Source organism: Simiduia sp. 21SJ11W-1 (assembly GCF_024138675.1).
Lineage (GTDB): Bacteria > Pseudomonadota > Gammaproteobacteria > Pseudomonadales > Cellvibrionaceae > Simiduia.
Map to the genome: position 1 here is coordinate 271,748 of NZ_CP090959.1, position 25,715 is coordinate 297,462.

Consider the following 25,715-nt stretch of genomic DNA (forward strand, 5'->3'; position numbering starts at 1 on the left):
TGAGTAGGCAGTATGTTGCAGTACAAAATAATTCCCGTAACGCCGTTTCAGCAAAACTGCTCGTTGATCTGGTGTGATGAAACCCAAGAGGCCGCGCTGATAGACCCGGGCGGCGATCAGCACCTGCTGGAGGCCGCCATCAAACAAGCTGGCGTGCGCCTTACTAAAATCTTTCTCACCCACGGCCACCTGGATCACGTGGGTGCTACAGCGGCGCTGGTAAAACAATACAACCTGCCCGTTGAAGGCCCCCACAAAGAAGACGCCTTCTGGATTGATCAGCTGCCCATGCAGTGCCAGATGATGGGCTTTGCGCCGGTGGAAAATTTTCAGCCAGACCGCTGGCTCACCGAGGGCGACACACTTCAACTGGGCAATGAACGCCTGGATGTTCTCTTTTGCCCCGGCCATACGCCGGGCCATGTGGTGTTTTATCACGCGGGGCGAAAGCTTGCCTGGGTGGGCGATGTGTTGTTTGCAGGCTCCATTGGGCGCACGGATTTTCCGCGTGGTGATTACGACACATTGGTGCGAGCCATTCGCGAAAAACTCTGGCCGCTCGGTGATGATGTGAGCTTCGTGCCAGGCCACGGGCCCATGTCTACACTGGGTGCCGAGCGTAAATCCAACCCCTTCGTGGCAGATCACAGGTTCGGCTAATGACAGATTCAATTTGGCAAAGCCCGGCAACGGTTGAGGAACTCAACGCCTTGGGCAAGCGCACGGCGGCAGAATTTTTAGGCATAGAAATTACCGAAGTGGGCCCGGATTTTTTGCGGGGCACCTTGCCTGTTAACGAGCGCACTGTGCAACCCATGGGGTTGGTACACGGCGGCGTGAATGTGGTGCTGGCAGAAACCCTGGGTTCTATGGCCGCCAACATGGCGGTGGATACGCAAAAATATTTTTGTGTGGGCCAAGAGGTTAACGCCAACCATGTGCGCGCCGTGCGCTCGGGCAAGGTAACTGCCACCGCGCGTGCGAAATACATTGGCCGCACCTCGCAGGTTTGGGAAATCGAGCTGCTAGACGATCGCGGCCGCCTGTCTTGTATTTCGCGCTTAACCATGGCCGTGGTGCCACACGGTAAAGCGTGAACGCACAGGCCCTGCCTCAGGCGCTACTTGATCAACTGCGCGTGTGCCGCTCGCCCAGACGCACCACCGTGGGTATTCGGGTGCTGGCCGATGGCGTTCAGGTGAGCGTGCCCAAGGCGCTGCCCGATGCCCACTGGCTGCCCTTGGTGGCAGCCAAACAGGCCTGGATTATTGCGCGCCAGGCCGACATTCGCGCCCGCCAGGCCGAGGCGCCCAGCTACGGTTTTACCAGCGGCGAGTGCTTACCCTATTTGGGCCGCCACTACCCTTTGCAGATTTGCGAAGGTGCCCGCACCCATGTTCAGTTGGTGGATAACCAGTGGCAGGTAGCCCTGTCTCGGCGTGGGCGCAAGCCACAAGCGCTACGCGTACAAGCGGCCATGGCCGAGTGGTACCAGGCGCAAGCCGGCATGTTGCTCACGCAAAAAAGCCGGCAGCTGGCTGCCCGCATCGGGCGTTCAATAGGCCGGGTTACAGTTAAGCGTACGCGCTCGAAATGGGGCCATTGCACAAGCCTTGGCGACTTGCAGTACAACTGGCTGATAGTGCAGGCGCCGGAGGCGGTGGTGGATTATCTGGTGGCCCATGAGGTTAGCCACCTGCGCCACCCGAATCACAGCGCGGCGTTTTGGGCGCAAGTGGGCGCGCTTTGCCCCGATTATTTGGCGCAGCGGCGCTGGCTCAAGCGCCACGGCCACAGCCTGTGTTTGTAATTGTTTGTACCAAGGCTCTGCGCATCAGTTATAGTAGCCGCGCAGACTTTTTCTCTTTAGCCAGGGCCCACCCATGACCGAACTCAGTGACGATTTTGATGAAAACTACGACCGCTTTGTAGTGGAAGTGGCCGAGCATGGCATCGTCTGGGCGCTTGAGGGTGAAGAGGGCTTTGCCGTGTGCCCGTCGCTGCGCCATGAGGAAACCGACGTCATGCCGTTTTGGTCTTCCAAAGAGTTGGCCGAGGCCGTGTGCGTGGATGAGTGGGAAGTGTACAAGCCCGTGCCCATTGATCTGGAAGAGTTTCTCGACGACTGGCTGCCCGGTATGCACGAAGATGTGATTATTGTGGGCGTAAACTGGAACAACGATCTGGAAGGCCCGGAAGAAGAACCGCTGGATTTGTTGGAAGATCTGGACGAAGAGCTGGGCTGAGGCCTTGGCCTTTGCGAAGCGGGGTTTCTGGTGCTGAGTTTCTAGTTCTGAGTACTGAGTTCCGTTTTCTGATTAAAAGCTGGCCGCCATATTCAAGGCCTAAACCCGCCTGCGATTTTTAACTCGGCAAGTGTTTGTACCCAAAAAAGCCTGCTCTCACGCCTTTTACGCCCTTGGTTCCCACCATTGTTGTGCTGTAACAGTGGGTGTATTTAACAGGCACCGTTAAAGGGTGCTCAATTCCCGGCCTTGAGCAAGGCGTCGAGAGGTTCGGCCTGGCTGCCCACGCGGGCGTTTTGCAGAATGTTTTTTTCGCCATCCACCAATACCCAGGTGGGCTGCCCGCGCACACCATAGTGCTTGCCCACGGCGTGGGCTTTAAACAGCGGCGCCATGGCTGTTGGTAGCGCCGGTAATTCAGACTGTTGGGTGTGGGCAGAATTGAGCAGTAAATAGGTTTTAATGCCCGCCGCTTGCGCCTGTTGGTTCAGCTGCTCCATAGCCGCCAGGCAGCGCTTTTTGCAGGTGGGTGTCCAGAACATCAACAGGCTTGCCTGATTGTCGCTGTCTTCATAAAACGACACATACTCACCCTGGGCATTACTTAACAGCCAGTCGGGCGCTTGGCCGTGCAGCGTTTGCTGGGCGCAAGCAAGCGCCGGGGTTATCAAAGTTGTGAGTGCCAGAGCTTGCAGCCACCAAGTCATTTTCACGCGTGTCACTCCTGCGAGATCATGGCTATTAGAGTGTACTGCGCGGGTGAAAGTTCCTTCGAGCCGCGGCCTTGACGGTTTTACCCAATGCCTGTGTGGCGCACACAATCAGCTGGGTGTGTCTGCCAGTTGTACCAGTGTCTCCGCTGCCGGATACACTTCGCCAATGCAGGCGGCTTCAACACCTTGCGCGGCCAGTGCAGCCAGCAGGGCGTCTGTGTGCGATGCCGCCACGCCGGCCAGCAGGCCACCGTTGGTTTGCGGGTCGAACAATAGCCCGTAGCGCGGGTGTTGTTGCCAGCTGGCCCAATCGCCCAGTGCCGTGCGTTGCTGCAGGTTTTGGGGCTGCAAGCTGCTTTGGTGGCCGAGCGCCAGGCAGGTTTCAGCGCCGGCAAGCACCGGCAGCTGCGCGAGGTTTAGCCGGGCAGACACACCGGCTGCGCGCAGCATCTCAACCAAATGGCCCAGCAGGCCAAAGCCCGTTACATCGGTGCAGCTCTTCACCTGGTGGGCGCGCAGCGCTTGTGCGGCGGGCCCGTTAGAGCGCGTCATCTGCGCCAGGGCCTGGGTTATCCAGTCGCCCTGGGCTGCGCCTGCTGCGCGCGCGGCAAACAGGCAGCCGGTGCCCAGCGGTTTGGTCAGTATGAGATTGTCGCCCGGGCAAAGGGCTGCCTTGGTAAGCAGCGGCTCAGTGCCTAGCCCATTTACCACAAAGCCTGTGGTGAGCTCGGCGCCTTCGCTGGTGTGGCCGCCGGTAAGCTGGCAGCCTGCCGGTGTAAGTTCGGCCAGCGCGCCCGCCATGATTTGGTGCAGATCCCGCGCCTGAAGTGCCTCTCGTGCATGGGGCAGGCTGATGAGCGCCTGGGCACTTTGCGGCTCGGCGCCCATGGCGTAGAGGTCGCTCAAGGCGTGCAGGGCGGCCAATCGGCCTTGGGTGTAGGGGTCGTCCACAATGGCGCGAAATTGATCCACACTTTGCACCAGCCGGGTATTGGCAGGTAGCTGCAGCACGGCGGCATCGTCTGGCGATTGCAGGCCCATCAGTACGTCATCGCGCGCAAGCGTGTCGAGTGAGCCCACCACCTGGGCCAACACACTGGCGCCCACCTTGGCGCCGCAGCCGCCGCAGCGCATGGTATTGGGCGAAACGGGGGCGGCTTCATCACCCCAAAGGGCCGCGGCCGGCAGCCCCGTTGGCTGCATAGGGTTGCTGTGGAGTCCGCTGAACATCGCCATAAAGCGCTTGTCTATGCGGTTTTTCCAGCGCCACACCCAGCCCCCGCTGAACACGGGCAGCCAGCCGCCCACGCGGGTGGCCAGAGCCTGGCCATCGCCGAGCGATAACATACTCAAAAAGGCCCGCTGCGCCCGGTAGCGGTTAAGCGGCAACTTGAGCAGCCAGGCCCTGAGGTTGTGGGCCAGCACCGGCGCCTGGCGCACGGCAAACACGCCGGCCTTGGGGCGTGCTTGGCCGCTTAGGCTTGCCACATCGCCGGCGGCAAAAATGCCCGGGTGGCTGACGCTTTGCAGTTGATCATCCACCGCAATAAACCCCTGCCCATCAAGTTCAAGGCCCGTTTGGCGCAGCCATTCGGGTGCTGCGGCCTGGGTGCACCACAGCAGCTGGTCCACGCTGTGTGATTTATCGCCTGTCCACAGGCGGTTGGGCTCCACGCGGGTGACGGGCTGGCCGCCGTGAATGCTGATGTTGCGCGCCGCCAGCGCGCGCGCGGCCGCACGCTGTGCGCGCTTGCCATAACCCGCAAGCGGGCGAGCTTCTGCACAAAACAGGCTGATGGCCGCCACGGGCGCCTTCACGCGCAGGGCGCAGGCCAGCTCAACAGAGGCAGCGCCCCCGCCCACAAGGGCAATGTGGGCGTGCGGCTTCTCTGCAAGGCTTGCCTCAATGGCTTGCCAGCGGGCGTAAAACTGGCTGATGGGCTTAACGGCAATGGCGTGTTGTCGAGCACCTGGCACTGCCTGCGATGGGGTGGCGCCAATGTTGATGGAAAGCGCATCGAAGCCGAGCGCCGGGCGCCCTTCAAGGTGAATGTGCTTGGTGTGTAAGTCTAGCCCGGTGGCGGCTGCACGAATGAAACGCACCTGGGCGCGGGCACACAATTGATCGAGGTCTATGTGGGTATCGCGGTAGGTGTAGTGGCCGGCAATCAGCCCCGGCAGCATACCGGAATAGGGTGTGTGGGCCTCGGGTGAGACGAGCGTCAAGCGCACGCCGGGCAAAGGTGCCATGGCCCAGCGGGCAATCACCAGCGCATGGGCATGACCGCCGCCAAGCAGCACCAGATCTTGCAGGTGGGGAGCATTCATGGCGGCGATTATAGCGCCGCCCGGGGCCCGTGTGGGCGCTAATTGTAGCGGTGCCTAGTGGGTGAGGGCGCCGTCGCTGCAGAGGTAGTCGTGCAGGATATCCACCATGTGTTGGTGCACGTGGGCTTCCAGCGCATCCAGATCGTTAAAGGCGGGGGTGATGCTGCCGGCCTCTTGCGGGGCCAGTGAAAATTGGTTGCCGTGTTCTACCACTCGAAAATTAAAATCCATGCATAAACGCATGAGGTGCGGGTAGATGGCATCTTGGCGGCTTGCGAAGTGGACTTCCTTTTCCCCTGCGCCGGTTTCCACAATCTGGATGGGCATAAGCAGAGTAACCTTAGTCAATTGTGCCAGCCTACTGCTTGGCAACCGATTAGAACGTACGCGTATAGCGACGCAGTGGATTAGAACACAATAGCTATCAGGCTTCGTGTGACATAGGTCACACAAAGCTGGGGTGCAGGGGCGATTATTTGTGCCTGTATGGTCAACTTTTAAGCGGTGTGCGGATTTGTAGGCTCGGTGTTAATCCCGCTCGGGTTGCGCGTGCAGTGCCAAGTGTGTGCGCAGCCGGTAGGCCAGGGCATCGGCGCCCAGTGTGAGCAGGCTGGAGGCGGCTATCAATAGCAGTGCCCGGTCAAATTGCAGCAGCTCGAAGGCGGAATCTATGTAAAAGCCCAAAGTGGGCACACCCAGCACGCCCAACATGGCGGTTTCACGCATGATGATCTCCCACCGGTAAAGCACATAGGCCATAAACTGCCGATAGAGCTGGGGCAGCACATAAAAGCCGTAGCGGTTGAGCCCGCGCGCTGCAAAACAGGGCTCTGGCAGCTGGCTGCTGTGGCCGCCCAGCAGGTGCGCAATTATGGCGCCATTGTGCAGGCCCATGGCAATGATGGCCGGCAGCATGGAAGGCCCAAGCAGTATCAGCCCCAAAAAGTTCAGCAGGTACTCGGGTAATGTGCGCAACACTATAAGCAGCCCGTCGCCACAGGCGCGCAACCCGCGGTTGCCAAAATGGCGGCTGTTCAGTGGCAGCCAGGCAAGGCTCAGGAGCCCTGTGATCACCAGCGCTATCTGTGCCACCAGCAGGGTATTGAACGTGCCCGGCAGCAGGGACTGCGCCCAAAGCTGTTGCCACCAGTGGCTTGCCTGTGCCTCGCTCAAGCCCAGGCGCCAGGGCGCGGGAATCAGCGATTCGGCAAAGGGCCCCAGCAGCCCGGGTGCCCAGTGCCAGTCAATAGGTACAAAGTAAAAACTGGCCGGCAGCGCCAAGGCCAAAAGCCAGGGCCTAAGCCAGAACTTCAGGCTTACCACCAGTGCAATCAGGGCATAAATGAACGCCGCGGCCTCATTGTACTGGCCTTGGCGCAGGGCGGTTTCCAGCGCGAAACCCAGGGTGGGCAGGCCAATAAAGCCCAACACCACAGACGAGCGCAGCGCGCATTCAAGGCGGTAGCTGGTGTAGTGCACCATGGGCGCCCAAACGAGTGGCAGTTCTGTATAGAAAAAGCGGCTGATACGCCCGCCATCGCTAATGGCAAGCGCCGGTTGCCGGTCGGCTTCGGCCCATTGTTCGCCGTAGATTTTCGCGAGCGTGCCCGTGTAGGGCAGCAGCAAGGCCAGCAGGCCCGCCAGGCTGGAAAGGCCTAGCAGCTGAATAAACAGCAGTGCCCAGAATACCTCGTGCACCGAGCGCAGCAGGGCGGCAACCAACCGCACCGGCCGGTGCCGATAGCCCAGGGCCATGGCAAAGCCCAGTACAGCCGCCAGGGCAATGGCCTGAAGGGCAAAGGCTGTGGTGTACAGCAGCGCTTGGGCCAGTGCCTGCCAATCGCTCACAGTGGGTGCCAAAAAGCCCTGCCCCATGGCGGCAAGCTCGGCCAGCGGTGAGCCAGTGCTCACTTCCAAATCGGCAAACCAGAGGCAGGCCAGTGCCACCAGCACAAAGTAGCCACTCACGCGCCTCGGGCTGTGAGTGGGCCTGGCTATTGATACAGCCATGCAAGCTCGCGAGCGTTGAGGTTGGCGGCGGGTGCATCAATTTGAATGCGCCCCTCAGCTAGGCCGATAACCCGCGTGCAGTGAGCGAGCGCCAAATCCACATGGTGCAGGGCAATGACCGCCGTTTGATGTTGCGCCATTAACCAGGGCAGCAGTGCCGCACCTTGATGGCCATCAAGCGCGGCCACGGGTTCATCAGCCAGCAGCAAAGGCTGTTGTTGGTATACCGCGCGCGCCATGGCCACCCGGCTTTGTTGGCCGCCGGAAAGCTGGCCGGCGGGCGACCAGAGGCAATCGCTCAACCCCAGCGCTTGTGCCAATTCGCCAATTTCAGAGCGCCAGGGCTCGGCCGGAAACAACAGATTGCGCAGGTTGGTAAGTGCCCACTGGCGGCCTAGCCCACCTGCGTAGATGTTGTGAAACGCCGAGAGCTGCGGCACCAGCGATGCCTGTTGCGGGCACCAGGCGGCGTGGCCGTTGGCCAGCGTGCGCAAATGCGCAAGCAGGGTAGATTTACCGCTGCCGCTCTTGCCGAGCAGTGCCACCCGCTCGCCTTGGGCGATATGTAGCGCAACATCGGCCAGCACCCGGTGCTTGGGGCCATAGCCAATGGCTGCGCTTTTCAGGGCCAGCATCTTACCAGCTGTTCATCAGCTCGATGGCGCGGGCGGTGTCTTCTATGGGCTGGTAAAACCCGTTGTTGGCCGGCACAAAGCGCTGGCGAGGGAAGCTTTGCAAGAGCGCCGGGTCATCTATGGTCAGCAGCGCGCGGGTGAGCTTTTCGGTAAAGCCTGCGCCAAATTGTGCGTCTAGATCACCGCGCGCGCTCCACTGGTAATCGGGGTAGGTGGGGGTGGTCCAGATGAGTTGTACCTGTTCGGTATCTACCTCACCCTTGGCCACCGCTTGATCCCATACCGAATAGTTGAGCGCGCCCACTTGGTAGGCACCCGATTGCACCAGCGCCAAGGTGCGCGAGTGGTCACCGCTAAAGCCCACGCGCTTAAAGAGCGCCTCGGGTGCAATGCCGAAGGCTTCGCGCAGGTAAAATTCGGGCATCAAGCGGCCCGATGTTGAACCTTTGGCGCCAAAGGTGAAGGTTTTTCCGCGCAGCGCCTCGGGCAATTGTTCGCCAGGTGTAAGCCCTGCACTTTTGTGGGCGATGAAATAGCTTTTGAAAAACTGGTCTTCATAGCCCTGGGCCAGTGCCACAGAACCCGGCACCAACGCGCGTGCCTGCACACCGGAAAGGCCGCCAAACCAGGCCAGTTGCACCTGGTTGTTGCGAAAGGCGGTAATGGCGGCCGGGTAACTTTTTACCGGAATGTAACTGACCGGCAAACCCAGCTGTTCGCTTAAATAGCTGGCCATCTGGCCGAAGCGCTCGCGCAGCTGCGCCTCGTTTTGGTCTGGAATGGCAGTAAAAGTAAATTCTGGCTGGGTTTTCTCGGCAGCAAAAACGCCAAGGGAAACGAGCAGCGCTGCTAAAGCAGTCAATAACCGCACGGGGCTTTCTCCTTAGTAATCTAGGTTGTGGTTTGAGTAACGGGTGGTTCAGTTGTTTGTGTAATGGTGGCAAGTGCTACACCGCCTTGGGTTAAAAGGAGCAGCCGGAGCTATTATCCCTGTGCACAGTTGGCTAGATAATCCTCCGCCCAGGCAATAAATTCCGGCGCCCGGCCGCGAAAAATCTCACGCCCCTGACGCTGGCTTTTTTGGTAGTCGTACATTGGGTCGTAGTAGTCGGTAAGCAATAATTCAATGCCCGAGCGAAACTGCGAGGCGTCGCCGTGGCTGAAAAAGTGGCTGAGCGCCTGATCAAACTGCTGGTGTAACTGCTGGTGCCGGGCGGCGCCCAGGCGTTTGCGAATGCGGGCCAGGTTATCCAGAATGTGCGCGCGAAAGGCGCATTCAGCGGCGCTTGTGTCTTGTGCAAAATGGTCTAGGTATGCAGGCCAGGCCTCGGTGACATAATCGGCCAGCGCAATGTCTATGCGTGTTTCTATGGGCGTTTCCAACACCGCCAGTGGCGCTTGTTCCATGCGCGCCTTAAATGGGAGCGGCATGGAAACCCGGCCGATAAGCTTGCCTTCATCTTCAATGAAAATGGGTGTGGCAGGCGCGCTGTTAAGTTTTTTTAACAGTGCGATGCTCAGCGCGTTTTCAAAATCAATTTGTGTGGGCTGCGGGGTGATCTGGCGGCCAAAGGCGCTGCCGCGGTGGCGGGCAAGCCCTTCAAGATCAATAAAGCGCGACAATTGTTTCAGCAGTAACGTTTTGCCGCTGCCGGTGCGCCCGCTCACCAATACCAGCGGCGCACGCGCGGTATTTTTGTCTAATTCATCGATTAAAAACCGCCGCATGGCTTTGTAGCCGCCGGTCACCAGGGGGTAGGGGTTGCCTGCCTCGGCCAGCATTTGCTGGGTCAGCCGCGAGCGCAGGCCGCCGCGAAAACAGTAGAGGTAACCCGTGGGGTGCGCCTTCACATGGGCCAGCCAGCGCGCCAAGCGCTCTGCTTTTATGGCGTCTGTGGCCAGCTCCCACCCCACGGCAATGGCGGCATCCTGGCCCTGTTGCTTGTAGCGTGTGCCTATAATTGTGCGCTGCTCGTCGTCTAGCAGCGCGATGTTTACCGCCTTGGGGAAGGCGCCTTTGTGAAATTCCACCGGCGCGCGCACATCCATCAAGGGCGCGTCTTCCAGAAACAGGCGGCGGTAGTCTTGGCAGTTTTCGCGGTTCGTCAAAGCGTTCGGGCCTTAAGGCAAGTGCGGGCCCGGCAGAGTGTACTCAAGCAGGGCCTTCGGTGCCAGCACGCTGCAGGCTTTGCCCGGCACTGGTACAATGGCCGCCGGCGCCGCCTTTCGTGGGGGCGCAAAATGGTAGGTGCAGCCATTTCCATTCAAAAGCTCCGTTAGAGGGCGATCAAAGTTCACAGGTAAGAATCGCAAGATTCGCAGGAGTAAACGATGAGCGCATTGCGCAATCAAGTGAAAGCGCTGGGCACCCTTTTGGGGCAGACCATCGCGGATGACAGAGGTCCTGAGTGCTTGGACCTGATCGAAGCCATCCGTTTGCAGGGCAAGGCCATTGATGCCGGTGATCAAACCGCGCTGCAAGCGTTGATGGAAAAAATCGGCAGTGCCGATGACGAAACGCTGCTCACCATTACTCGGGCATTCAGCCAGTTTTTGAACATGGCCAACATTGCCGAGCAGATTTATACCGTGTCTGATGAAGCGCGCACTCTCATCGACAGGCCAGACCCGTTCGCCAGTTTGCGCGAGCAGTTTGAGGGCAAGCGTTGGGGCAAGGCCGAGTTTCTAAGCGCAGTAGATGCACTCAACATTGATCTGGTGCTCACCGCGCACCCCACCGAGGTAACGCGCCGCACCCTCATTCACAAGTACCGCAAAATTGAAGCGCAGCTGCGTCGCGGTGATGAAGCCGATACCCGCCGCGTGCAGGAATTGATGGCGCAAGACTGGCACACCAATTCCATTCGCCGCATTCGCCCAACACCGGTAGATGAAGCCTCCTGGGGCCTTGCGGTCATCGAAGATTCACTCTGGAGTGCGCTGCCAAAATTCATGCGTGACCTGGATGAGCAGGCCGAGGCCTACACCGGCGAGCCGCTGCCACTCACTGCAGCACCGGTGCGCATGAGTTCCTGGATGGGTGGCGATCGCGATGGCAACCCCTTTGTGACCGCCAAGCTCACGCGCCAGGTAATTGCCATGTCGCGCGCTAAAGGTGCAGAGCTGTACGGGCGCGATCTTGAGCAGCTCTCTATGGAGCTTTCAATGATGAAAGCAAGCGACGAGCTCATAGCCGCGTTGCCTGAGGCCCACAAAAACTCCGAGCAGCCCTATCGCGAAATCATTCGCCCGTTGCGCAAACTGTTGGCCAGCACCCACGAGCAGATGGACGCCCTCTACCGCACCGGCAGTGTGGCTGATGCACGCGCGCCTGTGTTGCTTAAAGCCAAAGAGCTTCTGGAGCCGTTGCACCTTTGTTATCGCAGCCTGATGGCGTGCGGTTTAACCAGCATCGCACGCGGTTACTTGCTGGATGTTATTCGCCGCATTCAATGTTTTGGTATCGGCCTGATTCGCCTGGACATTCGCCAGCACTCAGAGCGACACAACGAAGTGTTGAGTGAAATCACCCAGGCATTGGATCTGGGTGACTACCTCAACTGGAGTGAGGCCGAGCGCCAGCAATTTTTGCAGGCAGAAATTGCCAACCCGCGCCCGCTGCTGCCCACCTATTGGACCCCTTCAGACAACGTCAAAGAAGTGCTGGACACCGTTGAAGTGATTGCGCAAACGCCCGCTGAAATGTTGGGCATTTATATTATTTCAATGGCCAGCCAGCCCTCTGATGTATTGCTGGTGGAACTTTTGCAAAAAGCCTGTGGCGTGCGTAAGCCTCTACCGGTGGCACCACTGTTCGAAACCCTGGACGACCTTGATAACGCAGAGCAAGTCATGACTGATCTCATGGCCATGCCCGGTTACAAAGAACGCCGCTATGGCCACCAGTATGTGATGATCGGCTATTCGGATTCGGCCAAAGATGCCGGCGTGTTGGCGGCCTCTTGGGCGCAATACCGCGCGCAGGATGCGCTCATTAAACTGCATCAGAAAGAAGGCCTGCGGCTCACCTTGTTCCATGGCCGTGGCGGCACCATCGGCCGTGGCGGCGGCCCGGCACACGGCGCAATTTTGTCGCAGCCACCGGGTTCTGTTAGCGGTGGCCTGCGGGTGACTGAACAAGGCGAAACCATTCGCTACAAATTCGGTATGCCCAAGCTTGCGGTGCGCAGCCTGTCGCTTTATGCCAGTGCCATATTGGAAGCCATGCTTGTGCCGCCGCCCGAGCCCAAGGCCGAGTGGCGCGCGCTTATGGACAACATGGCTGACAAAGCCTGTGCCACCTACCGGGGCTACGTGCGCGATCAACCCGATTTCGTGCGCTATTTCCGCCAGGCCACGCCCGAGCAGGAGCTTGCGCAGTTGCCTTTGGGTAGCCGCCCGGCAAAGCGTAAATCCACAGGCGGCATTGAATCACTGCGCGCCATCCCCTGGATTTTCGCCTGGACGCAAAACCGTTTGGTACTGCCCAGTTGGTTGGGCTTTGGCTCGGCGTTGGGTGCTGCGCTGAACGATGGCCAGGCTGATTTGTTGAAAGACATGCAGCGCCAATGGCCCTTCTTCCGCTCGCGGCTGGCGATGATGGAGATGGTGTACAGCAAGTCGAAAGTGGAAATTAACGAGCTTTACGACAACCGTTTAGTAGATGATGCGTTAAAACCCATGGGGCGCGAGCTGCGCAAACAGCTCACAGACGACATTCAAACCTTGCTCGGTTTTTTGGGGCAGGAACGATTGCTGGAACGCGATGCCTGGGGCCAGCAATCGCTGGATGTGCGCCAAAGCTATTTGGTACCACTACACTTGGCGCAAATCGAATTGCTGGCCCGCGTGCGGGCCAATGGCGACGACAATCAAGTAAGTGACTGCAACCGGGCCTTGATGGTTGCCATGACCGGTATCGCCGCCGGTATGCGCAATACCGGTTAAACAACGCAACTACGCAAACGATTCAAGCCGCGCACTCGCGCGGCTTTTTTTATACTTAATCAGGGTAATAGGTACAGCGAATTTCATTGCCACTAGATGCGCACTCCATGTGGCCTAAGCTTTGATTGCCGGACCCGCCTCCTGGCGAAGTTGATATGCTGACGCTACCGAAATTCTTTGCTGCTCGCTGCCAAGCTGCAAGGGTGCCGGACTCTGAAAAATATGCAAATGTGGTGGAAAATTCATCAAGGGTTTCTGGAAGGGGGTTTTCTTCTGCATCTTTTCCAGTACCAGTCACTGGCAAGTAAACCACTTCAGACCCGATAATGAACCCATTTGCATCGGTAATAACCCGAAACTCTTTAAACTTAAATTGGTGGCTGCTTCCGTATGGGAAGTTGACAGTAACCGCTGTTTGAAGCAAATCCTTCATTGCTGATTCTATAATGTGTTCAATCGCACCGTTACTTTGCCCGTGAGCTTGAGCGCCAATGTATGAGCTAAGCCGTTGTGCTACCTCACGTCTGTTTCTTTCTGAATTAATCAGATAGCCAACATTGGGGTAGTGAACACCAATATCTTGTGAGCTAACAGATTTTATGGTCTTGATTTTACTGATGGTATTGAAGGCGCTAGTGACCGATTGCAGTACGGTTGAAGGGGTGGATACTGGTTGTGCATTAAGGCTTACTCCACCCTGAGGGTCGATTCCGCCAAAATCCAGAATAACCAAGAAGCTTTTTGTGGAACTATCTACTGCATCAATGACGTGAACGGTTGGGGTGTCCTGTGCGCTGTTGCTAGCTATACCAAGTGCTTCAACCGTTTTTTGGTGGTTTGTGCAGCCATCACAGCGAGTGTAGATGTCAGCTGCATTGGTTAGGGATGACAATAAAAATAGCGCAAGAGAAATTAAATACTTATTCATACTACAATCCTTGTAGTGTTTGCCGCTTTATAGGGCTGAGCGATCGACCCTACAAGATTTTTGTATGCTACGCAATAGTTCCAATCCCAGTTCTGCTTGCGTGAACAATGTACACAATGGGATGGTTCGATCCATCAGCAACCTGTTCATGCAAGCTCTCTAATCAGCCGCGCCAGATGCGCAAATGCGAAGGTCTGCTGTAGTTCGAAATTAGAGTGATCCATTCGGGGCAGTGCGCCTTGGTTGGCCTGCAGCTACACTAAAGCGCAATGGATTAAATGTAGAAAGCTATTGGCAATAAGTAAAAGCGGACCGCAAAAATTTAGTGGTCGTAAATGACTTGTTGTAAGTCATGTGAAATGCAGGCATAGCACAGGCGTGTATCGCCGGAAAGAGAATAGAGCGGGAAGCCTTATGGTAAATATTGATACTACCAAAAAGTTGAAGGACAAGCGTGTGCGTAAAGAGCAAAAAGCCCTGCGCATTTCGCTTGCAGGTGTGGTGTTTTTTGTGGTGTTGGCGCTGGGCTTTGCCATCTACACCAAATCCGATGCGATTTTATTTGACGGCATCTACTCGCTGGTTTCCTTTGCCACGGCGCTGCTCACCATGCGCGTGGCGAAACTTGCCGAGCGCCCGGACGACGATCAATTTCATTTTGGCTACACCACCCTTGAGCCCACGCTGAACTTATTCAAATCCCTGATTACCATCGTGGTGTGTGTATACGCCGCCGTTGAGGCCACCCAGCGATTGCTGGCCGGCGGCACCGAGGCGGCTTACGGCTGGGCAGTGGTGTATGGCTGCCTGGCCACGGGCGGCTGCTTTGTGGTGGCGTTGCTGTTGCGTAAATACGGGCGTGATTGCCGCTCGGACCTGGTGAATGTGGAATCCAAGGCCTGGTTTGTAGATAGCCTGTTAAGCGCCTCTGTGTTGCTCGGATTTTTGTTTGCCTGGGGCCTTACCAAAACCGAACACGCCCACTGGGCGCCTTACGTAGACCCGATATTATTGATCGGTATTATTCTGTTGGCACTGCCCATCCCTGGGCGAATTTTTTTAGACAGCCTGCGGGAAATTATAGTGATGGCACCGCCTGAATCGGTGGTGGATGAAATTGGCGAACGGCTGCGCCCCACCCTCGCGGCCGTGCCCCACGAGCTCATTGAATACCGCGTGAACAAGCGTGGGCGCAATACCTACTTGCTGGTGCATGTGCTGGTGGCGGCAGATTTCAAGCCGCAATCCATTGAGGCCCTCGATGAAATTCGGCGTGAAAGCAGCCGGCAAATGAAGGCCTGGAACCCGGAGATTGTGATGGATGTACTGTTTGTGCGGGATAAATCGCTGATTTACTAAAAGGAATTTGCTCTAATGGCGCCAATGTTGCGGCAGGCTATGCAGGCTGCGCTAATGGTGATGCGTTTGCTTGCCATTGAACGAGACCGGTACACCCATTGTTAACGCTCTGTAAAAGCGTGGTAAAAGTTTTTGTAAAAAGGTACACACCATGATCAAACACCTGATGATTGCAGGCATCTGCCTGGCCATGGCAAGCCCGCTTGCCTACGCCAAAAAAGATAAAGACCACAATGAGGCCCTGCCACCGGGCCTGCAAAAGAAAGTGCAGCAGGGCAAACCCCTGCCGCCAGGCTGGGAGAAAAAGCTCTCCCGCGGAGACCGGCTAGATGACGATATATACGCCCGTGGCCGCGTGGTGGTGCCCATCGGCCGTGATGGCAGTGTCACCATCGAAGTGGATGGCCGCCTCATACGCCTGCATGAAAAAACCCGCGAGATTCTGGATATTCTAACGCCTCACCATTGAGTGTTGAGTGAAGCTGGGGCACGTAAATTTTGCAATAAAAAGGCGAGCACAATGCCACTGCTGTCCCATAGTTTAAGTCTCCATGGAAAACAGACGTTGAAACTGCTTATATCGCAGAGTTTCTAAGCGATATCTGGACATGAAATCTGGGGCGCAGTTTGTGACACGACGTAAATACATCCATGTAGTCTCGACACCCGCGTCCATGCGGGTGACGGTCACAAACTCCGCCCCATATTCCATGCCTGTAGATTTGTGGGACAGCAGCGAGCACAATGCCCGCCTTTTTGCGCAGTGTTAACCAGTTGCTACAAAGGCAAATCGTAGTAGAGGGTGGTTTCAAACTCGAACGGATCTGCTTCAAGCCCCGTGGGCGGTGGCGTGAAGGGTTGGGCATTGCCCACGGCTTCAAGCGCTTGCTCGTTAAACATATCGTGCTTTGAGGGCTCAACAATTTCAACTTTTTGCAGCTTGCCTGCGCTATCTAGCGTAATGGCCAAGCGCACAGAGCCTTCAGCGCGGCGGGTAAATGCGCGCTGGGGAATATGCTTGTGAATGTTGATCTCGCGGTTCAAGCGCTTGAGGTAATCCTGACGCAACAGCAGGCGCGCGGCTTCTTCCTCTTCTGTTAGTACCGGGGCCGCCTTGGCCACCGTTGCGGGGGCGGGCTGGGCTTTTGGTTCAGGCTTGGGCGCAGCCGCTTTGGCGGCCACTTTTGGCGCGGGCTTGGCAGCTGGCTCTGCTTTAGCCGCGGGCGCTGCTTTGGCCACAGGCGCGGGTGTTGCGGCAGGCTTGCTGGCAACGGCCTCTGGCTTGGATGCGGCCTTTGGCGCAGGTTTGGCTTGCGCCTTGGGCGCGGCAGCAGGTGCCGCCACTGCAACGGGCGCTTCAGTTGGCGCGGCTGCTGCGGCCAGCAGTTGTTGCACTTGCTCGCGCCGGTTGGCCGACGGTTGGGCTGTGTTAAACAGGTCAACTATGTCTACGGGGGTAGATTCCTTACCCAGGATTTCGCGTTTAACGCGGCTGGAAATAGGCACATCGCCAATCCAGGTAGAGAGCAGCATACGGTAGAAATCGGGGGCCTCATATTGCGCCAGCTGAACGTCGTTCAGGCTCAGGGTAACCTGGCTTTTGCCGTCGAAGGCGAATTTCAGCTGATCGTTTGGCTGCAGCTCCGTGGGCAGGGCGTTGCGGGCGCGCGAGATGTAACCGGCATTCTTGGCGAGCAGGCGGGCATCGCTGTTAACGGCAATGGCATCGGCAATCAGCTTGAAGAAGCGGCGATTGTTGATGCGGTCTGAAATAATGCGGTACTCCATCACTGAGGCCGGTGTTTTGCTTAGTAGCTCGCGGGCATCGGGTTGGCCAGGGGTCTCCAGGCGGGTGGCGAACTGGGGCTGGTTGGCCTGTACCAGGGCGCTGTAATGCTGGGTTTGTGCCGCCGTGTGACTGGCAAGTCCCATTGCCAGGGCGGCTAGCAGTACTGAGAAAACATGGTGCAAATACTTCATTCAATTGCCTATAAATTGCGGTTTTCGAGAGTTTTGGGCTAGATTTTTCACTCAGAGGCGGGCCGCTGGTCAGCTTTCTCTAAGATTAGACGGAAGTACGTATTTTCGCCGCTGTGCAAAAAATGTGCAAGTTGGCCAAGGGGGGTATTTTGGCTAACCAAATGGGGGAGTGTGTCACCCATTTGGCTTAGGTAGACTAGCCTAGCCCGAATTTGTTAGCCGCCCAAACCAAGAGAACGCCCTATGTTGCTCCAGTTGATTGCCCTGTACCTGCTGATTTCCGTGGCCCTGGGGCTCTATGCCTCGCTCAAGGTCAACTCCACTGAAGATTACGTGAGTGCAGGCCGCAGCCTGCCGATGATTGTGGTGATCGCCATGGTGTTTGCCACCTGGTTCGGGGCGGAAACCGTGCTGGGTATCCCCGCCACCTTCATGAGTGAAGACTTGGGCGGGCTAATTTCAGACCCTTTCGGCACTACCCTGTGCCTGGTGTTTTTCGGCCTGTTTCTGGCGCGGCCCTTGTACCGCATGCACCTGCTCACCATTGGCGACTACTACCGCAAGCGCTTTAACCGGCCCATTGAAGTGGCCGTGAGCCTGGCCATTGCCGCCTCTTATTTGGGCTGGGTGTCGGCGCAAGTGGTGGCGCTCGGGTTGGTGCTAAGTGTGCTTACCGAGGGGGCCGTGAGTATGCAAAACGGCATTTTGCTCGGAACTTTTATTGTCACCTTGTACACCTTGTTTGGTGGCATGTGGTCGGTGGCGCTCACCACCTCGTTCCAGATGGTGGTGATTGTATTGGGCCTTTTGTGGATTGGCTGGCTGGTGAGCGAGCAAACCGGCGGTATTGCACCGGTTATAGAACAAGCACAGGCCGCCCAGAAATTCAATTTCTGGCCAGAGCTTGAATGGGCGGCGGTCATTACTTTTGTGGCGGGCCTATTAACCATGGCGCTGGGCTCTATGCCGCAGCAGGATATCTTCCAGCGCGCCAACACCGCGCGCAATGAAAACATTGCCGTGTGGGGCACGGTGATCGGTGGCCTTGTGTATTTCGTGTTTGCGGCGGTGCCCATATTTTTGGCCTATTCAGCCAACCTCATAGACCCCGCCATGACCGCCACATTGCTTGAAAAAGATCCGCAGGAAATTTTGCCAAGCCTGATACTCAATCACCTGCCGCTCTACGCGCAGGTGATATTTTACGGTGCGCTGTTATCAGTGATTATGAGTACCGCCTCGGGCACTATGCTTGCGCCCTCGGTGACGATTTCAGAAAACATCATTAAAGGTATGCTGCCAGATGGCTACTTTTCCGACCGCCAATTTCTTTGGCTCACGCGCGCCGTGGTGGCTTTTTTTGCGGTGCTGGTTGCACTTTATGCGCTTTATTCCACCGGCCAATCCACCTCTATTCACCACATGGTGGAAAACGCCTACAAGGTCACCATGGTGATGGCGCTGGCGCCATTGCTGTTTGGCATCTACTGGAAAAAAACCTCAAGCTTTGGCGTGGGCTTGGGGTTGATCATGGGTGTGGGTAGTTGGCTGGTGTGCGAGATCTTCTGGGCAGATGAACCCCTGCCGCCACACTTTGCAGGCTTTCTGGTGGCTACCGTGTGTTTGATTGGCGGCAGTTTGTATCGGCCTACGCGCGCCTAGAGCGCGCGCCCGATAGAGAAATACACCGATTGCTGATCGGCCGAGTTAAATCCGTAGCTGAGCACTACCGGGCCCACCGGTGAATCCATGGCGACCCCCAGGCTGCCGGCGGTGACATTGCCCATGTCGAAGGGGATTGCGCTGGCCCTGTCGTTCCAGGCGCGGCCATGTTCAAGCGAGGCTACAAAGTAGTAGCGGGTATCGAATACCAGCAGTGGTGAGTTCAACAGCCGTAAATAAAACAGCGCCGCCAAATCGTGGTTTTGCGTCACAATGCTGTTTTCAGGCATGCCCGAGATCTGGCCAAAGCCACCCAAAAAATACACACTGGAAGGCAGCGCATTTTCGCCGTTGGTGCGCACACTTTGCAGCCGCCCGATAAAGGTGTTTTTACCTGCCGTATGTGCGTGCGAAATAAAGGCTTCGGTTTCCACATAATCTGCGTTATCTATTTTCTGGTCGTAGTACTTGCGGTGGCGCAAATTCACGCGGCTGCCGGAGGTTGGGAAATAGATGTTGTCTTCGCTGTCGTATTGCAGGGCTATGTCTGTAAAGTATTGCTGGTAGCCGTAGTTATCAATATCGGCCGTACCGGTTTGCACATTTAACCGGCCATCGGCGGCTCCCATTGCCACACTGATATCCGTGTAGTGGCTAAATTGCAGGCCGGCTGCCAGTGCGCCGGTTACGCGTCTGTCTCTTAGCATCAACAGCTGTGTTTCCAGGTTGTCGTCGTACACGGGTACATCGCGGGCCAGGTATTCGGCTGTGGGCTTTATGTAAAAAGGCGATTTGTAATTAAGTGGTACAAAGAGCTCGGTGGCAATGCGGATGTCGTTGCCAAGCTGCACTTGGGAGAACCATTCTGCGCCCGTGTCTGTTATGCCGGTTTGGTTGTAGCCCAGCGAAATATTGTAATAGTTGTCGCCGGTAAAATTGTCGCTGGCGTTAAAGCCAAAGCGGATAAAACCTTTGTGGCGTTTATCGCCTTTTACTCTCAAATGCAGCCGTTTGCCATCGCCCTCAGTGAGCAATGCGTAATTAATGGATTCAAAATACTCAAGGCCGTAGAGCGTATTGATGTTGCGCTCAAGCTGCTTGCGGTTAAAGGCGGTGCCCGGTTTTTGCTCAATAAATCCAAGCAGTGCCTGATTATTCAGGTAGCTGTCGTTTTCCAGAGTGGTGCGGGTGATGGTGGGCGATGTTTCAATAGCGATATCCGGTGTGGGGCCCTGGCGAGCGCCGGCCAGGCTTGCCAGTTGCGGCTGCGCGGCCATGGCTGCTGCATAGCCGAGCGCGATGGCGTCGCCGGCGCGGGTAAAATCGAGCGAGGTTATGCCTTTCAAATCCGGTTGCAACAGTTGGTCTGTTGTTGTGAGGGTGGCGATTTGCTCCTGCACATTTTTGATGGTGAGAAAGGTGGTCACTTGATTGGAAATGGCAAACACATTGCCCAGTTCATCGGCATTGCTCAGTGGCGAGCCGATATCAACAGCGATTATGCGCTCTGCACCTAGCGCACGTGCCACATCCACGGGCATGTTGTTGGCCATGCCGCCATCGGCCAGTAGCCGGCCCTTGTGGCGCACAGGGGTGAGCATGCCGGGAATCGACATGCTGGCCCGAATAGCGCGCGCGAGCGAGCCGTCGGCCAGCACCACTTGGCTGCCGGTTTCCAAATCGGTGGCGATGGCTCGAAAGGGAATGGGCAGTTGATCGAAGTGATTGATGTCGTCGGTTTGGCGGAAAATATTTTGCAGTAGCAAGTCCAGGTTCTGGCCGTCCAGTACGCCCGCCGGTAGTCGCAGGGTGCCATCTACCACCGTTAGTTTTGTGCGCAATAAATGGCGCCGGTCGTCTTGTTTGCGCCTGAAGGTGAGATCTTGCCGTGGCGGCGTATCGGTAAGTGCATAACCCCAGTCGAGTTCGGTGCCGAGCTGTTCAATCTGATCAACGCTGTAGCCGCTGGCATACATGGCGCCGATGATGGCGCCCATGCTGGTACCGGTTATGATGTCTACTTCAATACCCTGTTCTTCCAGTGCGCGCAGCACACCAATGTGCGCAAGCCCACGGGCAGCGCCGCCGCTGAGCACCAAGCCCACGCGTTTGCCATCGGCATCTTTGGCGTTCAATGGCAGCCACAGGGCTGTGCAAAAAAGTAAAACCAGCAAGCGCTGCATGGGTTAATCCTTCAACTCAATGCCAAGGTCGGCCCAGATGGCGTCTATTTTTTTCACAACCTCCGGGTCGCGGGTAATGGGTTCACCCCACTCGCGGTTGGTTTCGCCGGGCCATTTGTTGGTGGCATCTAGCCCCATTTTCGAGCCAAGGCCCGACACAGGTGAGGCAAAATCCAAGTAGTCGATGGGTGAATTTTCAATCAGTGTGGTGTCGCGCGCCGGGTCCATGCGGGTGGTGATGGCCCAGATTACATCGTTCCAATCACGCGCGTTGACATCGTCGTCGGTGACTATCACAAACTTGGTGTACATAAACTGGCGCAAGAAAGACCACACCGCCATCATCACGCGCTTGGCGTGGCCGGCGTACTGTTTTTTGATGGTTACAATGGCCAGCCGGTAAGAGCAGCCCTCCGGCGGCAAATAAAAATCCACAATTTCCGGAAACTGTTTTTGTAAAATGGGCACAAACACTTCATTGAGGGCTTCACCCAGTACGGCCGGTTCATCCGGTGGCCGGCCAGTGTAAGTGGAGTGGTAGATGGCATCTTTACGCAGGCTCATGCGTTCAACGGTAAACACCGGGAATTGGTCTACCTCGTTGTAGTAACCCGTGTGATCGCCATAGGGCCCTTCGTCGGCAAGCTCTGCAGGATCTATGGTGCCTTCCAAAATAATTTCCGCACTGGCAGGTACCTGCAGATCGCAATCTGTGCAGTTAACCAGCTGGGTTTTTTCGCCGCGCAATAGGCCCGCAAAGGCGTATTCCGAGAGGGTGTCTGGCACGGGGGTCACCGCACCTAAAATGGTGGCCGGGTCTGCGCCTAGGGCTACGGCTACCGGGAATTTCTTGCCAGGATTTTGTTTGCACCACTCCTGAAAATCCAATGCGCCGCCCCTGTGCGATAGCCAGCGCATAATCAGTTTGTTTTTACCGATCAATTGCATGCGGTAGATGCCGAGATTTTGCCGTGGTTTGTTGGGGCCGCGGGTAATCACCAGTGGCCAGGTAATCAATGGCGCGGCATCGCCGGGCCAACAGGTTTGGATGGGCAGTTGGTGCAGGTCTACCTCGGCACCGGTCTTTACGCTGTACTGCCAGGGCGCCTTGTTCACAACCTTGGGCGACATGTTTAGCACTTGTTTAAAGATGGGCAGCTTTTCCCAGGCGTCTTTAAAGCCTTGCGGCGGCTCGGGCTCTTTCAGGTAGGCGAGCATTTTGCCCACCTCGCGCAGTGCAGAAACCTTTTCTTCCCCCATGCCCATGGCCACCCGCTCGGGCGTACCGAACAGGTTGGCCAGCACCGGCATATCAAAACCCACCGGATTTTCAAATAGCAGTGCCGGGCCGCCTGCGCGCAAGGTGCGATCGCAGATTTCGGTCATTTCCAGGTGTGGGTCTACGGGGTGGCTTACGCGTACCAGCAGGCCGCGTTGTTCCAGCTTTTCAATGAAGTCGCGCAGGTCAGAATATTTCAATGGTATTGCCCTCTCAGAGGGCAATACCTTAGCACAAGCGCCTGTTGCGATTAAGACACCTGATGCAGGTGTACGTCGCGTTGCGGGTAGGGGATAGAGATGCCGTTGGCATCGAAGGCTTTCTTGATATTTTCATGCATGGCGTAAAACACAGACCAGTAATCGGGCGAGAGCACCCACACGCGCACGCGGAAATTCACCGAGCTGTCTGCCAGGGCGCAAATGGCGATGAGCGGTTCGCGGCCTTCCTCGGTTTTGATGATGGCGTCTATGCTGTTGATCACCTCGCTGATGGTGGCGCGGGCTTTGTCTATGTCGTCGTCGTAGCCGATGCCAAATTCCATGTCTACCCGGCGGTGAGACTGGGCAGAAAAGTTGGTGATGTTGCCATTGGCCAGCGGCCCATTGGGCACAAAAATCAGCTTGTTATCACCGGTGAGAATGCGCGTGGTAAAAATTTGAATGTCTTTCACCGTGCCGGCTATGCCCTGGGCCTCAATGAAGTCGCCAGCCTTGAAGGGCTTGAACAATAAAATCAGCACGCCGCCTGCAAAGTTCGACAGGCTGCCCTGCAGCGCCAGGCCAATGGCCAGGCCCGCGGCACCGAGCACTGCCACAAAGGAGGTGGTTTGGATGCCCACCATGGAGGCCACGCTGATAATCAGCATCACTTTTAAAATCGAGCCAATCAGGCTGGCCAGGAACTTGCGCAGGGTAACTTCTGCGTTGCTGCGCTCCAGGGCCTTATCGGTAACTTTTACGATGCCCCCAATGACTTTCCAGCCCACCCACAATACCAACAGGGCAAGGAGTGCTTTCGGGCCATAGGCGATGGCCAGTTCTTCAAATTGCTTTACCCAATCCATGTTTGTCTCCTTTAATAATCAACGGCTTAACTTTAGCAAAGCCATGGGCGGTTAACTGTGTGTTTTGTGAATTCCTTCGCGTATTAATTTAGCAGTTTACGGGGGCGTTGGCCGTAAAGATTAACCGGTGGGCAAGCGCGGGCATCGTTTGGCAGGAGTGTGCGGCCGGCTTTTGCATTGTGTTCTTATACACCACAATACCCGTGCAACAGTTCTAAATATTGCAGTGGGGAAAACTTAAGCAAAAAAAAGCCCGCAGCTGCGGGCTTTTAACTATTTGCGCTTCATCGACAAGAAAAACTCATCGTTGGTTTTGAAGTCTTTGAGTTTGTCGGTCAAAAACTCGGTGGCGCCCAGATCTTCCATATCGTGTAAGAGCTTGCGCAAAATCCACACGCGCTGCATTTCGTCTTCTTTCATGAGCAAGTCTTCACGGCGGGTGCCTGAGCGGCGAATATTGATGGCCGGGTACACGCGTTTTTCGGCAATCTTGCGATCCAGGTGGAGTTCCTGGTTGCCGGTGCCTTTAAACTCTTCGTAAATTACTTCGTCCATTTTAGAGCCGGTATCTACCAGCGCTGTGGCCACAATGGTGAGGCTGCCGCCTTCTTCAATGTTGCGCGCCGCGCCAAAGAAGCGCTTGGGCTTTTCCAGTGCGTGGGCATCTACACCGCCGGTCAAGACTTTGCCCGATGATGGAATCACGGTGTTGTAGGCGCGCGCCAAACGGGTGATGGAGTCTAGCAGAATGATCACGTCTTTTTTGTGTTCAACCAAACGCTTGGCTTTCTCGATTACCATTTCGGCAACCTGCACGTGGCGTGCCGGTGGTTCATCGAAGGTTGAGGCCACTACTTCGCCGCGCACGCTGCGCTGCATTTCGGTAACTTCTTCAGGGCGCTCGTCAATCAGCAATACAATCAGGTGGCACTCTGGGTTGTTGCGGGTGATGGCCTGGGCGATGTTCTGCATCATGATGGTTTTACCGGCTTTCGGCGGTGCCACAATCAAACCGCGCTGGCCTTTACCGATGGGGGCAATCAAATCGATGATGCGGCCGGTTAAATCTTCGGTGGAGCCATTGCCCGCTTCCAGTACCAAACGGTCGTTGGGAAACAGGGGCGTCAGGTTTTCAAACAGAATTTTGTTGCGCGAGTTTTCCGGGCGATCGAAGTTGATGTCGTTAACTTTCAACAGGGCAAAGTAGCGCTCGCCTTCTTTGGGAGGGCGAATTTTGCCGGAAATGGTGTCGCCGGTGCGCAGGTTAAAGCGGCGAATCTGGCTGGGCGATACGTAAATGTCGTCTGGCCCGGCCAAATAGGAGCTGTCTGCCGAGCGTAAAAAACCAAAACCGTCTTGCAAGATCTCTAACACGCCGTCGCCGTAGATGTCTTCACCGCTTTTTGCGTGGCGCTTGAGAATGTTAAAGATGATGTCTTGTTTGCGTGAGCGTGCCAGGTTTTCCAGGCCCATGCCTTTGGCGATTTCCAGCAGCTCTTCGATGGGTTTTGTTTTTAGGTCGGTTAGATTCATAAGAAAGTGCTTTATGGGGGTAAGGGAGTCCATCACCGCAATGAAAAGGCGGCTGGGAGTTTTGCGCTAAATAAGAAGTTAAAAATTATCAATATAAATCAGGTAACTGAATGTATTGGGGGTACTCGTTGCGCCGGGTGCTCTTGGGGAGTACCACGCCTTGGGCGGTGCGCGTTCGGGGGTAGGCACCATTGCCAGTAGTCTGTTGCTTTCCCAGGGTAAATCCGAGCGGTTTTGTGGCCGGTTGGGCCCTTTGTTCTAAAGTTGCGATCGGGGGAAGGTACAGACGGGAACTCAAAGTTGAGCTGAGTATAAACGCATATTTCCGATAGTGCAAAAACTGAGCGCCGCTTTTTTGCGGCGCTGCAGGGATTACAGTGCGGAGTTGATGAACTCAACCAGCTGCGACTTGGACAGCGCACCCACTTTCATGGATTCCATCTGGCCGCCCTTGAAGATCATCAGCGTGGGAATGCCACGGATGTTGAACTTGGCAGGGGTTTCTTTGTTGGCATCAACGTCCATCTTGGCGATGGTGATCTTGCCGGCCAGCTCGCCAGCCAGCTCGTCCAGTACCGGGGCAATCATTTTGCAAGGGCCACACCAGGCTGCCCAAAAGTCCACCAGAACTGGGCCTTCAGCCTTAAGTACGTCTGCTTCAAAGCTAGCGTCGGATACGTGAACGATAGCATCACTCATTGGGAAATCTCCGTTGGTTCTAAGGTCTTACACCTAGTGGTTTAGCCGAGCATCATAAGGTTAGAGCCGAGCCTGTACAAGTTGGCCACCGAGGTTTGACCGGGTAATTGCGGTAAGTGGGTGGTTAATGGGGGCAATCTTGCCCAT

General features: G+C 56.5%; 22 protein-coding genes. 8 read left to right on the forward strand and 14 right to left on the reverse strand.

The features are described from left to right. The first annotated feature begins 12 nt into the window (after nucleotides 1-12). The 4 genes from L1F30_RS01290 (at nucleotide 13) to L1F30_RS01305 (ending at nucleotide 2,246) form a co-directional block, all read left to right on the forward strand. Entirely contained in the window at nucleotides 13-660 is a 648-nt protein-coding gene (locus L1F30_RS01290) for an MBL fold metallo-hydrolase (protein ID WP_305879914.1), read from the forward strand. Continuing rightward, nucleotides 660-1,097 (forward strand): hotdog fold thioesterase, encoded by a 438-nt coding sequence (locus L1F30_RS01295; RefSeq protein WP_253358440.1) that lies wholly within the window; start codon nucleotides 660-662, stop codon nucleotides 1,095-1,097. Before L1F30_RS01290 ends, L1F30_RS01295 begins: the two co-directional genes overlap by 1 nt. Then, nucleotides 1,094-1,810 carry a M48 family metallopeptidase gene (locus tag L1F30_RS01300; protein WP_253358442.1) on the forward strand — a complete coding sequence of 239 codons (717 nt, stop codon included), beginning with the start codon at nucleotides 1,094-1,096 and terminating at the stop codon, nucleotides 1,808-1,810. Before L1F30_RS01295 ends, L1F30_RS01300 begins: the two co-directional genes overlap by 4 nt. 73 nt (nucleotides 1,811-1,883) lie before the next feature. Further along, nucleotides 1,884-2,246, forward strand: a complete 363-nt coding sequence (locus tag L1F30_RS01305; protein ID WP_253358444.1) for a DUF2750 domain-containing protein — start codon at nucleotides 1,884-1,886, stop codon at nucleotides 2,244-2,246. Between the two features lie 236 nt (nucleotides 2,247-2,482). Here the strand turns inward: L1F30_RS01305 and L1F30_RS01310 are convergent, their stop codons facing one another. The 7 genes from L1F30_RS01310 to mnmH form a co-directional block, all read right to left on the reverse strand. After that, the gene (locus L1F30_RS01310) at nucleotides 2,483-2,959 is read right to left on the reverse strand and encodes a hypothetical protein (protein ID WP_253358446.1); all 477 of its coding nucleotides are present in this window, start codon (nucleotides 2,957-2,959) and stop codon (nucleotides 2,483-2,485) included. Between the two features lie 108 nt (nucleotides 2,960-3,067). Next, a complete protein-coding gene (gene selD, locus L1F30_RS01315; RefSeq protein WP_253358448.1) occupies nucleotides 3,068-5,287 on the reverse strand; it encodes a selenide, water dikinase SelD in 2,220 nt (739 codons plus the stop codon). A 54-nt stretch (nucleotides 5,288-5,341) separates the two neighbouring features. Further along, nucleotides 5,342-5,614, reverse strand: coding sequence for a hypothetical protein (locus tag L1F30_RS01320; RefSeq protein WP_253358450.1), 273 nt, complete (start codon nucleotides 5,612-5,614; stop codon nucleotides 5,342-5,344). Between the two features lie 201 nt (nucleotides 5,615-5,815). Continuing rightward, nucleotides 5,816-7,297 carry an ABC transporter permease gene (locus L1F30_RS01325; RefSeq protein WP_253358452.1) on the reverse strand — a complete coding sequence of 494 codons (1,482 nt, stop codon included), beginning with the start codon at nucleotides 7,295-7,297 and terminating at the stop codon, nucleotides 5,816-5,818. Beyond that, nucleotides 7,282-7,932: an ATP-binding cassette domain-containing protein gene (locus L1F30_RS01330; RefSeq protein ID WP_253358454.1), complete on the reverse strand. Its 651-nt coding sequence runs from the start codon at nucleotides 7,930-7,932 to the stop codon at nucleotides 7,282-7,284. The genes L1F30_RS01325 and L1F30_RS01330 overlap by 16 nt, the downstream gene beginning before the upstream one ends. Nucleotide 7,933: 1 nt before the next feature. Then, complete coding sequence (locus L1F30_RS01335; RefSeq protein ID WP_253358463.1) at nucleotides 7,934-8,803, reverse strand: putative selenate ABC transporter substrate-binding protein; 870 nt, start codon at nucleotides 8,801-8,803, stop codon at nucleotides 7,934-7,936. Nucleotides 8,804-8,916: 113 nt separating this feature from the next. Beyond that, on the reverse strand, nucleotides 8,917-10,041 hold the full coding sequence (gene mnmH / locus L1F30_RS01340; RefSeq protein ID WP_253358464.1) for a tRNA 2-selenouridine(34) synthase MnmH: 1,125 nt from the start codon (nucleotides 10,039-10,041) through the stop codon (nucleotides 8,917-8,919). Nucleotides 10,042-10,263: 222 nt separating this feature from the next. On the opposite strand from mnmH, the gene ppc reads away from it, so the two are divergent. Next, nucleotides 10,264-12,879, forward strand: coding sequence for a phosphoenolpyruvate carboxylase (gene ppc / locus L1F30_RS01345; RefSeq protein ID WP_253358466.1), 2,616 nt, complete (start codon nucleotides 10,264-10,266; stop codon nucleotides 12,877-12,879). Between the two features lie 55 nt (nucleotides 12,880-12,934). On the opposite strand, the gene L1F30_RS01350 is transcribed toward ppc, so the two are convergent. Further along, nucleotides 12,935-13,807: a hypothetical protein gene (locus L1F30_RS01350; protein WP_253358468.1), complete on the reverse strand. Its 873-nt coding sequence runs from the start codon at nucleotides 13,805-13,807 to the stop codon at nucleotides 12,935-12,937. Between the two features lie 414 nt (nucleotides 13,808-14,221). On the opposite strand from L1F30_RS01350, the gene L1F30_RS01355 reads away from it, so the two are divergent. Together L1F30_RS01355 and L1F30_RS01360 are read left to right on the forward strand one after the other, a co-directional pair. Next, on the forward strand, nucleotides 14,222-15,166 hold the full coding sequence (locus L1F30_RS01355) for a cation diffusion facilitator family transporter (RefSeq protein WP_253358470.1): 945 nt from the start codon (nucleotides 14,222-14,224) through the stop codon (nucleotides 15,164-15,166). A 151-nt stretch (nucleotides 15,167-15,317) separates the two neighbouring features. Next, nucleotides 15,318-15,635, forward strand: a complete 318-nt coding sequence (locus L1F30_RS01360; protein ID WP_253358472.1) for a hypothetical protein — start codon at nucleotides 15,318-15,320, stop codon at nucleotides 15,633-15,635. 308 nt (nucleotides 15,636-15,943) lie between these two features. Here the strand turns inward: L1F30_RS01360 and L1F30_RS01365 are convergent, their stop codons facing one another. Next, nucleotides 15,944-17,146, reverse strand: a complete 1,203-nt coding sequence (locus tag L1F30_RS01365; protein ID WP_253358473.1) for a TonB family protein — start codon at nucleotides 17,144-17,146, stop codon at nucleotides 15,944-15,946. Between the two features lie 243 nt (nucleotides 17,147-17,389). Between L1F30_RS01365 and L1F30_RS01370 the strand changes: the two genes are divergently transcribed. Then, on the forward strand, nucleotides 17,390-18,808 hold the full coding sequence (locus tag L1F30_RS01370) for a sodium:solute symporter family protein (protein ID WP_253358474.1): 1,419 nt from the start codon (nucleotides 17,390-17,392) through the stop codon (nucleotides 18,806-18,808). Here the strand turns inward: L1F30_RS01370 and L1F30_RS01375 are convergent. The 5 genes from L1F30_RS01375 to trxA form a co-directional block, all read right to left on the reverse strand. Then, the gene (locus tag L1F30_RS01375) at nucleotides 18,805-20,991 is read right to left on the reverse strand and encodes a patatin-like phospholipase family protein (protein ID WP_253358475.1); all 2,187 of its coding nucleotides are present in this window, start codon (nucleotides 20,989-20,991) and stop codon (nucleotides 18,805-18,807) included. The genes L1F30_RS01370 and L1F30_RS01375 overlap by 4 nt on opposite strands. A 3-nt stretch (nucleotides 20,992-20,994) precedes the next feature. Then, nucleotides 20,995-22,470 carry a 4-hydroxy-3-polyprenylbenzoate decarboxylase gene (gene ubiD / locus L1F30_RS01380; RefSeq protein WP_253358476.1) on the reverse strand — a complete coding sequence of 492 codons (1,476 nt, stop codon included), beginning with the start codon at nucleotides 22,468-22,470 and terminating at the stop codon, nucleotides 20,995-20,997. 50 nt (nucleotides 22,471-22,520) lie between these two features. Beyond that, complete coding sequence (locus tag L1F30_RS01385; protein ID WP_253358477.1) at nucleotides 22,521-23,336, reverse strand: mechanosensitive ion channel family protein; 816 nt, start codon at nucleotides 23,334-23,336, stop codon at nucleotides 22,521-22,523. A gap of 273 nt (nucleotides 23,337-23,609) precedes the next feature. Beyond that, nucleotides 23,610-24,869: a transcription termination factor Rho gene (gene rho, locus L1F30_RS01390; RefSeq protein ID WP_253358478.1), complete on the reverse strand. Its 1,260-nt coding sequence runs from the start codon at nucleotides 24,867-24,869 to the stop codon at nucleotides 23,610-23,612. A 372-nt stretch (nucleotides 24,870-25,241) separates the two neighbouring features. Next, nucleotides 25,242-25,568, reverse strand: coding sequence for a thioredoxin TrxA (gene trxA, locus L1F30_RS01395; RefSeq protein ID WP_253358479.1), 327 nt, complete (start codon nucleotides 25,566-25,568; stop codon nucleotides 25,242-25,244). Between the last annotated feature and the right edge of the window lie 147 nt (nucleotides 25,569-25,715).

Excerpts from the sequence above, each read along its gene's own strand:
- L1F30_RS01350 (WP_253358468.1), bottom strand. The coding sequence starts at position 13,807 with ATGAATAAGTATTTAATTTCTCTTGCGCTATTTTTATTGTCATCCCTA.
- trxA (WP_253358479.1), bottom strand. The coding sequence starts at position 25,568 with ATGAGTGATGCTATCGTTCACGTATCCGACGCTAGCTTTGAAGCAGAC.
- L1F30_RS01295 (WP_253358440.1), top strand. The coding sequence starts at position 660 with ATGACAGATTCAATTTGGCAAAGCCCGGCAACGGTTGAGGAACTCAAC.
- ppc (WP_253358466.1), top strand. The coding sequence starts at position 10,264 with ATGAGCGCATTGCGCAATCAAGTGAAAGCGCTGGGCACCCTTTTGGGG.
- L1F30_RS01330 (WP_253358454.1), bottom strand. The coding sequence starts at position 7,932 with ATGCTGGCCCTGAAAAGCGCAGCCATTGGCTATGGCCCCAAGCACCGG.
- L1F30_RS01290 (WP_305879914.1), top strand. The coding sequence starts at position 13 with ATGTTGCAGTACAAAATAATTCCCGTAACGCCGTTTCAGCAAAACTGC.
- L1F30_RS01385 (WP_253358477.1), bottom strand. The coding sequence starts at position 23,336 with ATGGATTGGGTAAAGCAATTTGAAGAACTGGCCATCGCCTATGGCCCG.
- rho (WP_253358478.1), bottom strand. The coding sequence starts at position 24,869 with ATGAATCTAACCGACCTAAAAACAAAACCCATCGAAGAGCTGCTGGAA.
- L1F30_RS01365 (WP_253358473.1), bottom strand. The coding sequence starts at position 17,146 with ATGAAGTATTTGCACCATGTTTTCTCAGTACTGCTAGCCGCCCTGGCA.
- L1F30_RS01370 (WP_253358474.1), top strand. The coding sequence starts at position 17,390 with ATGTTGCTCCAGTTGATTGCCCTGTACCTGCTGATTTCCGTGGCCCTG.
- L1F30_RS01360 (WP_253358472.1), top strand. The coding sequence starts at position 15,318 with ATGATCAAACACCTGATGATTGCAGGCATCTGCCTGGCCATGGCAAGC.
- L1F30_RS01325 (WP_253358452.1), bottom strand. The coding sequence starts at position 7,297 with ATGGCTGTATCAATAGCCAGGCCCACTCACAGCCCGAGGCGCGTGAGT.
- selD (WP_253358448.1), bottom strand. The coding sequence starts at position 5,287 with ATGAATGCTCCCCACCTGCAAGATCTGGTGCTGCTTGGCGGCGGTCAT.
- L1F30_RS01355 (WP_253358470.1), top strand. The coding sequence starts at position 14,222 with ATGGTAAATATTGATACTACCAAAAAGTTGAAGGACAAGCGTGTGCGT.
- L1F30_RS01320 (WP_253358450.1), bottom strand. The coding sequence starts at position 5,614 with ATGCCCATCCAGATTGTGGAAACCGGCGCAGGGGAAAAGGAAGTCCAC.
- L1F30_RS01305 (WP_253358444.1), top strand. The coding sequence starts at position 1,884 with ATGACCGAACTCAGTGACGATTTTGATGAAAACTACGACCGCTTTGTA.
- L1F30_RS01375 (WP_253358475.1), bottom strand. The coding sequence starts at position 20,991 with ATGCAGCGCTTGCTGGTTTTACTTTTTTGCACAGCCCTGTGGCTGCCA.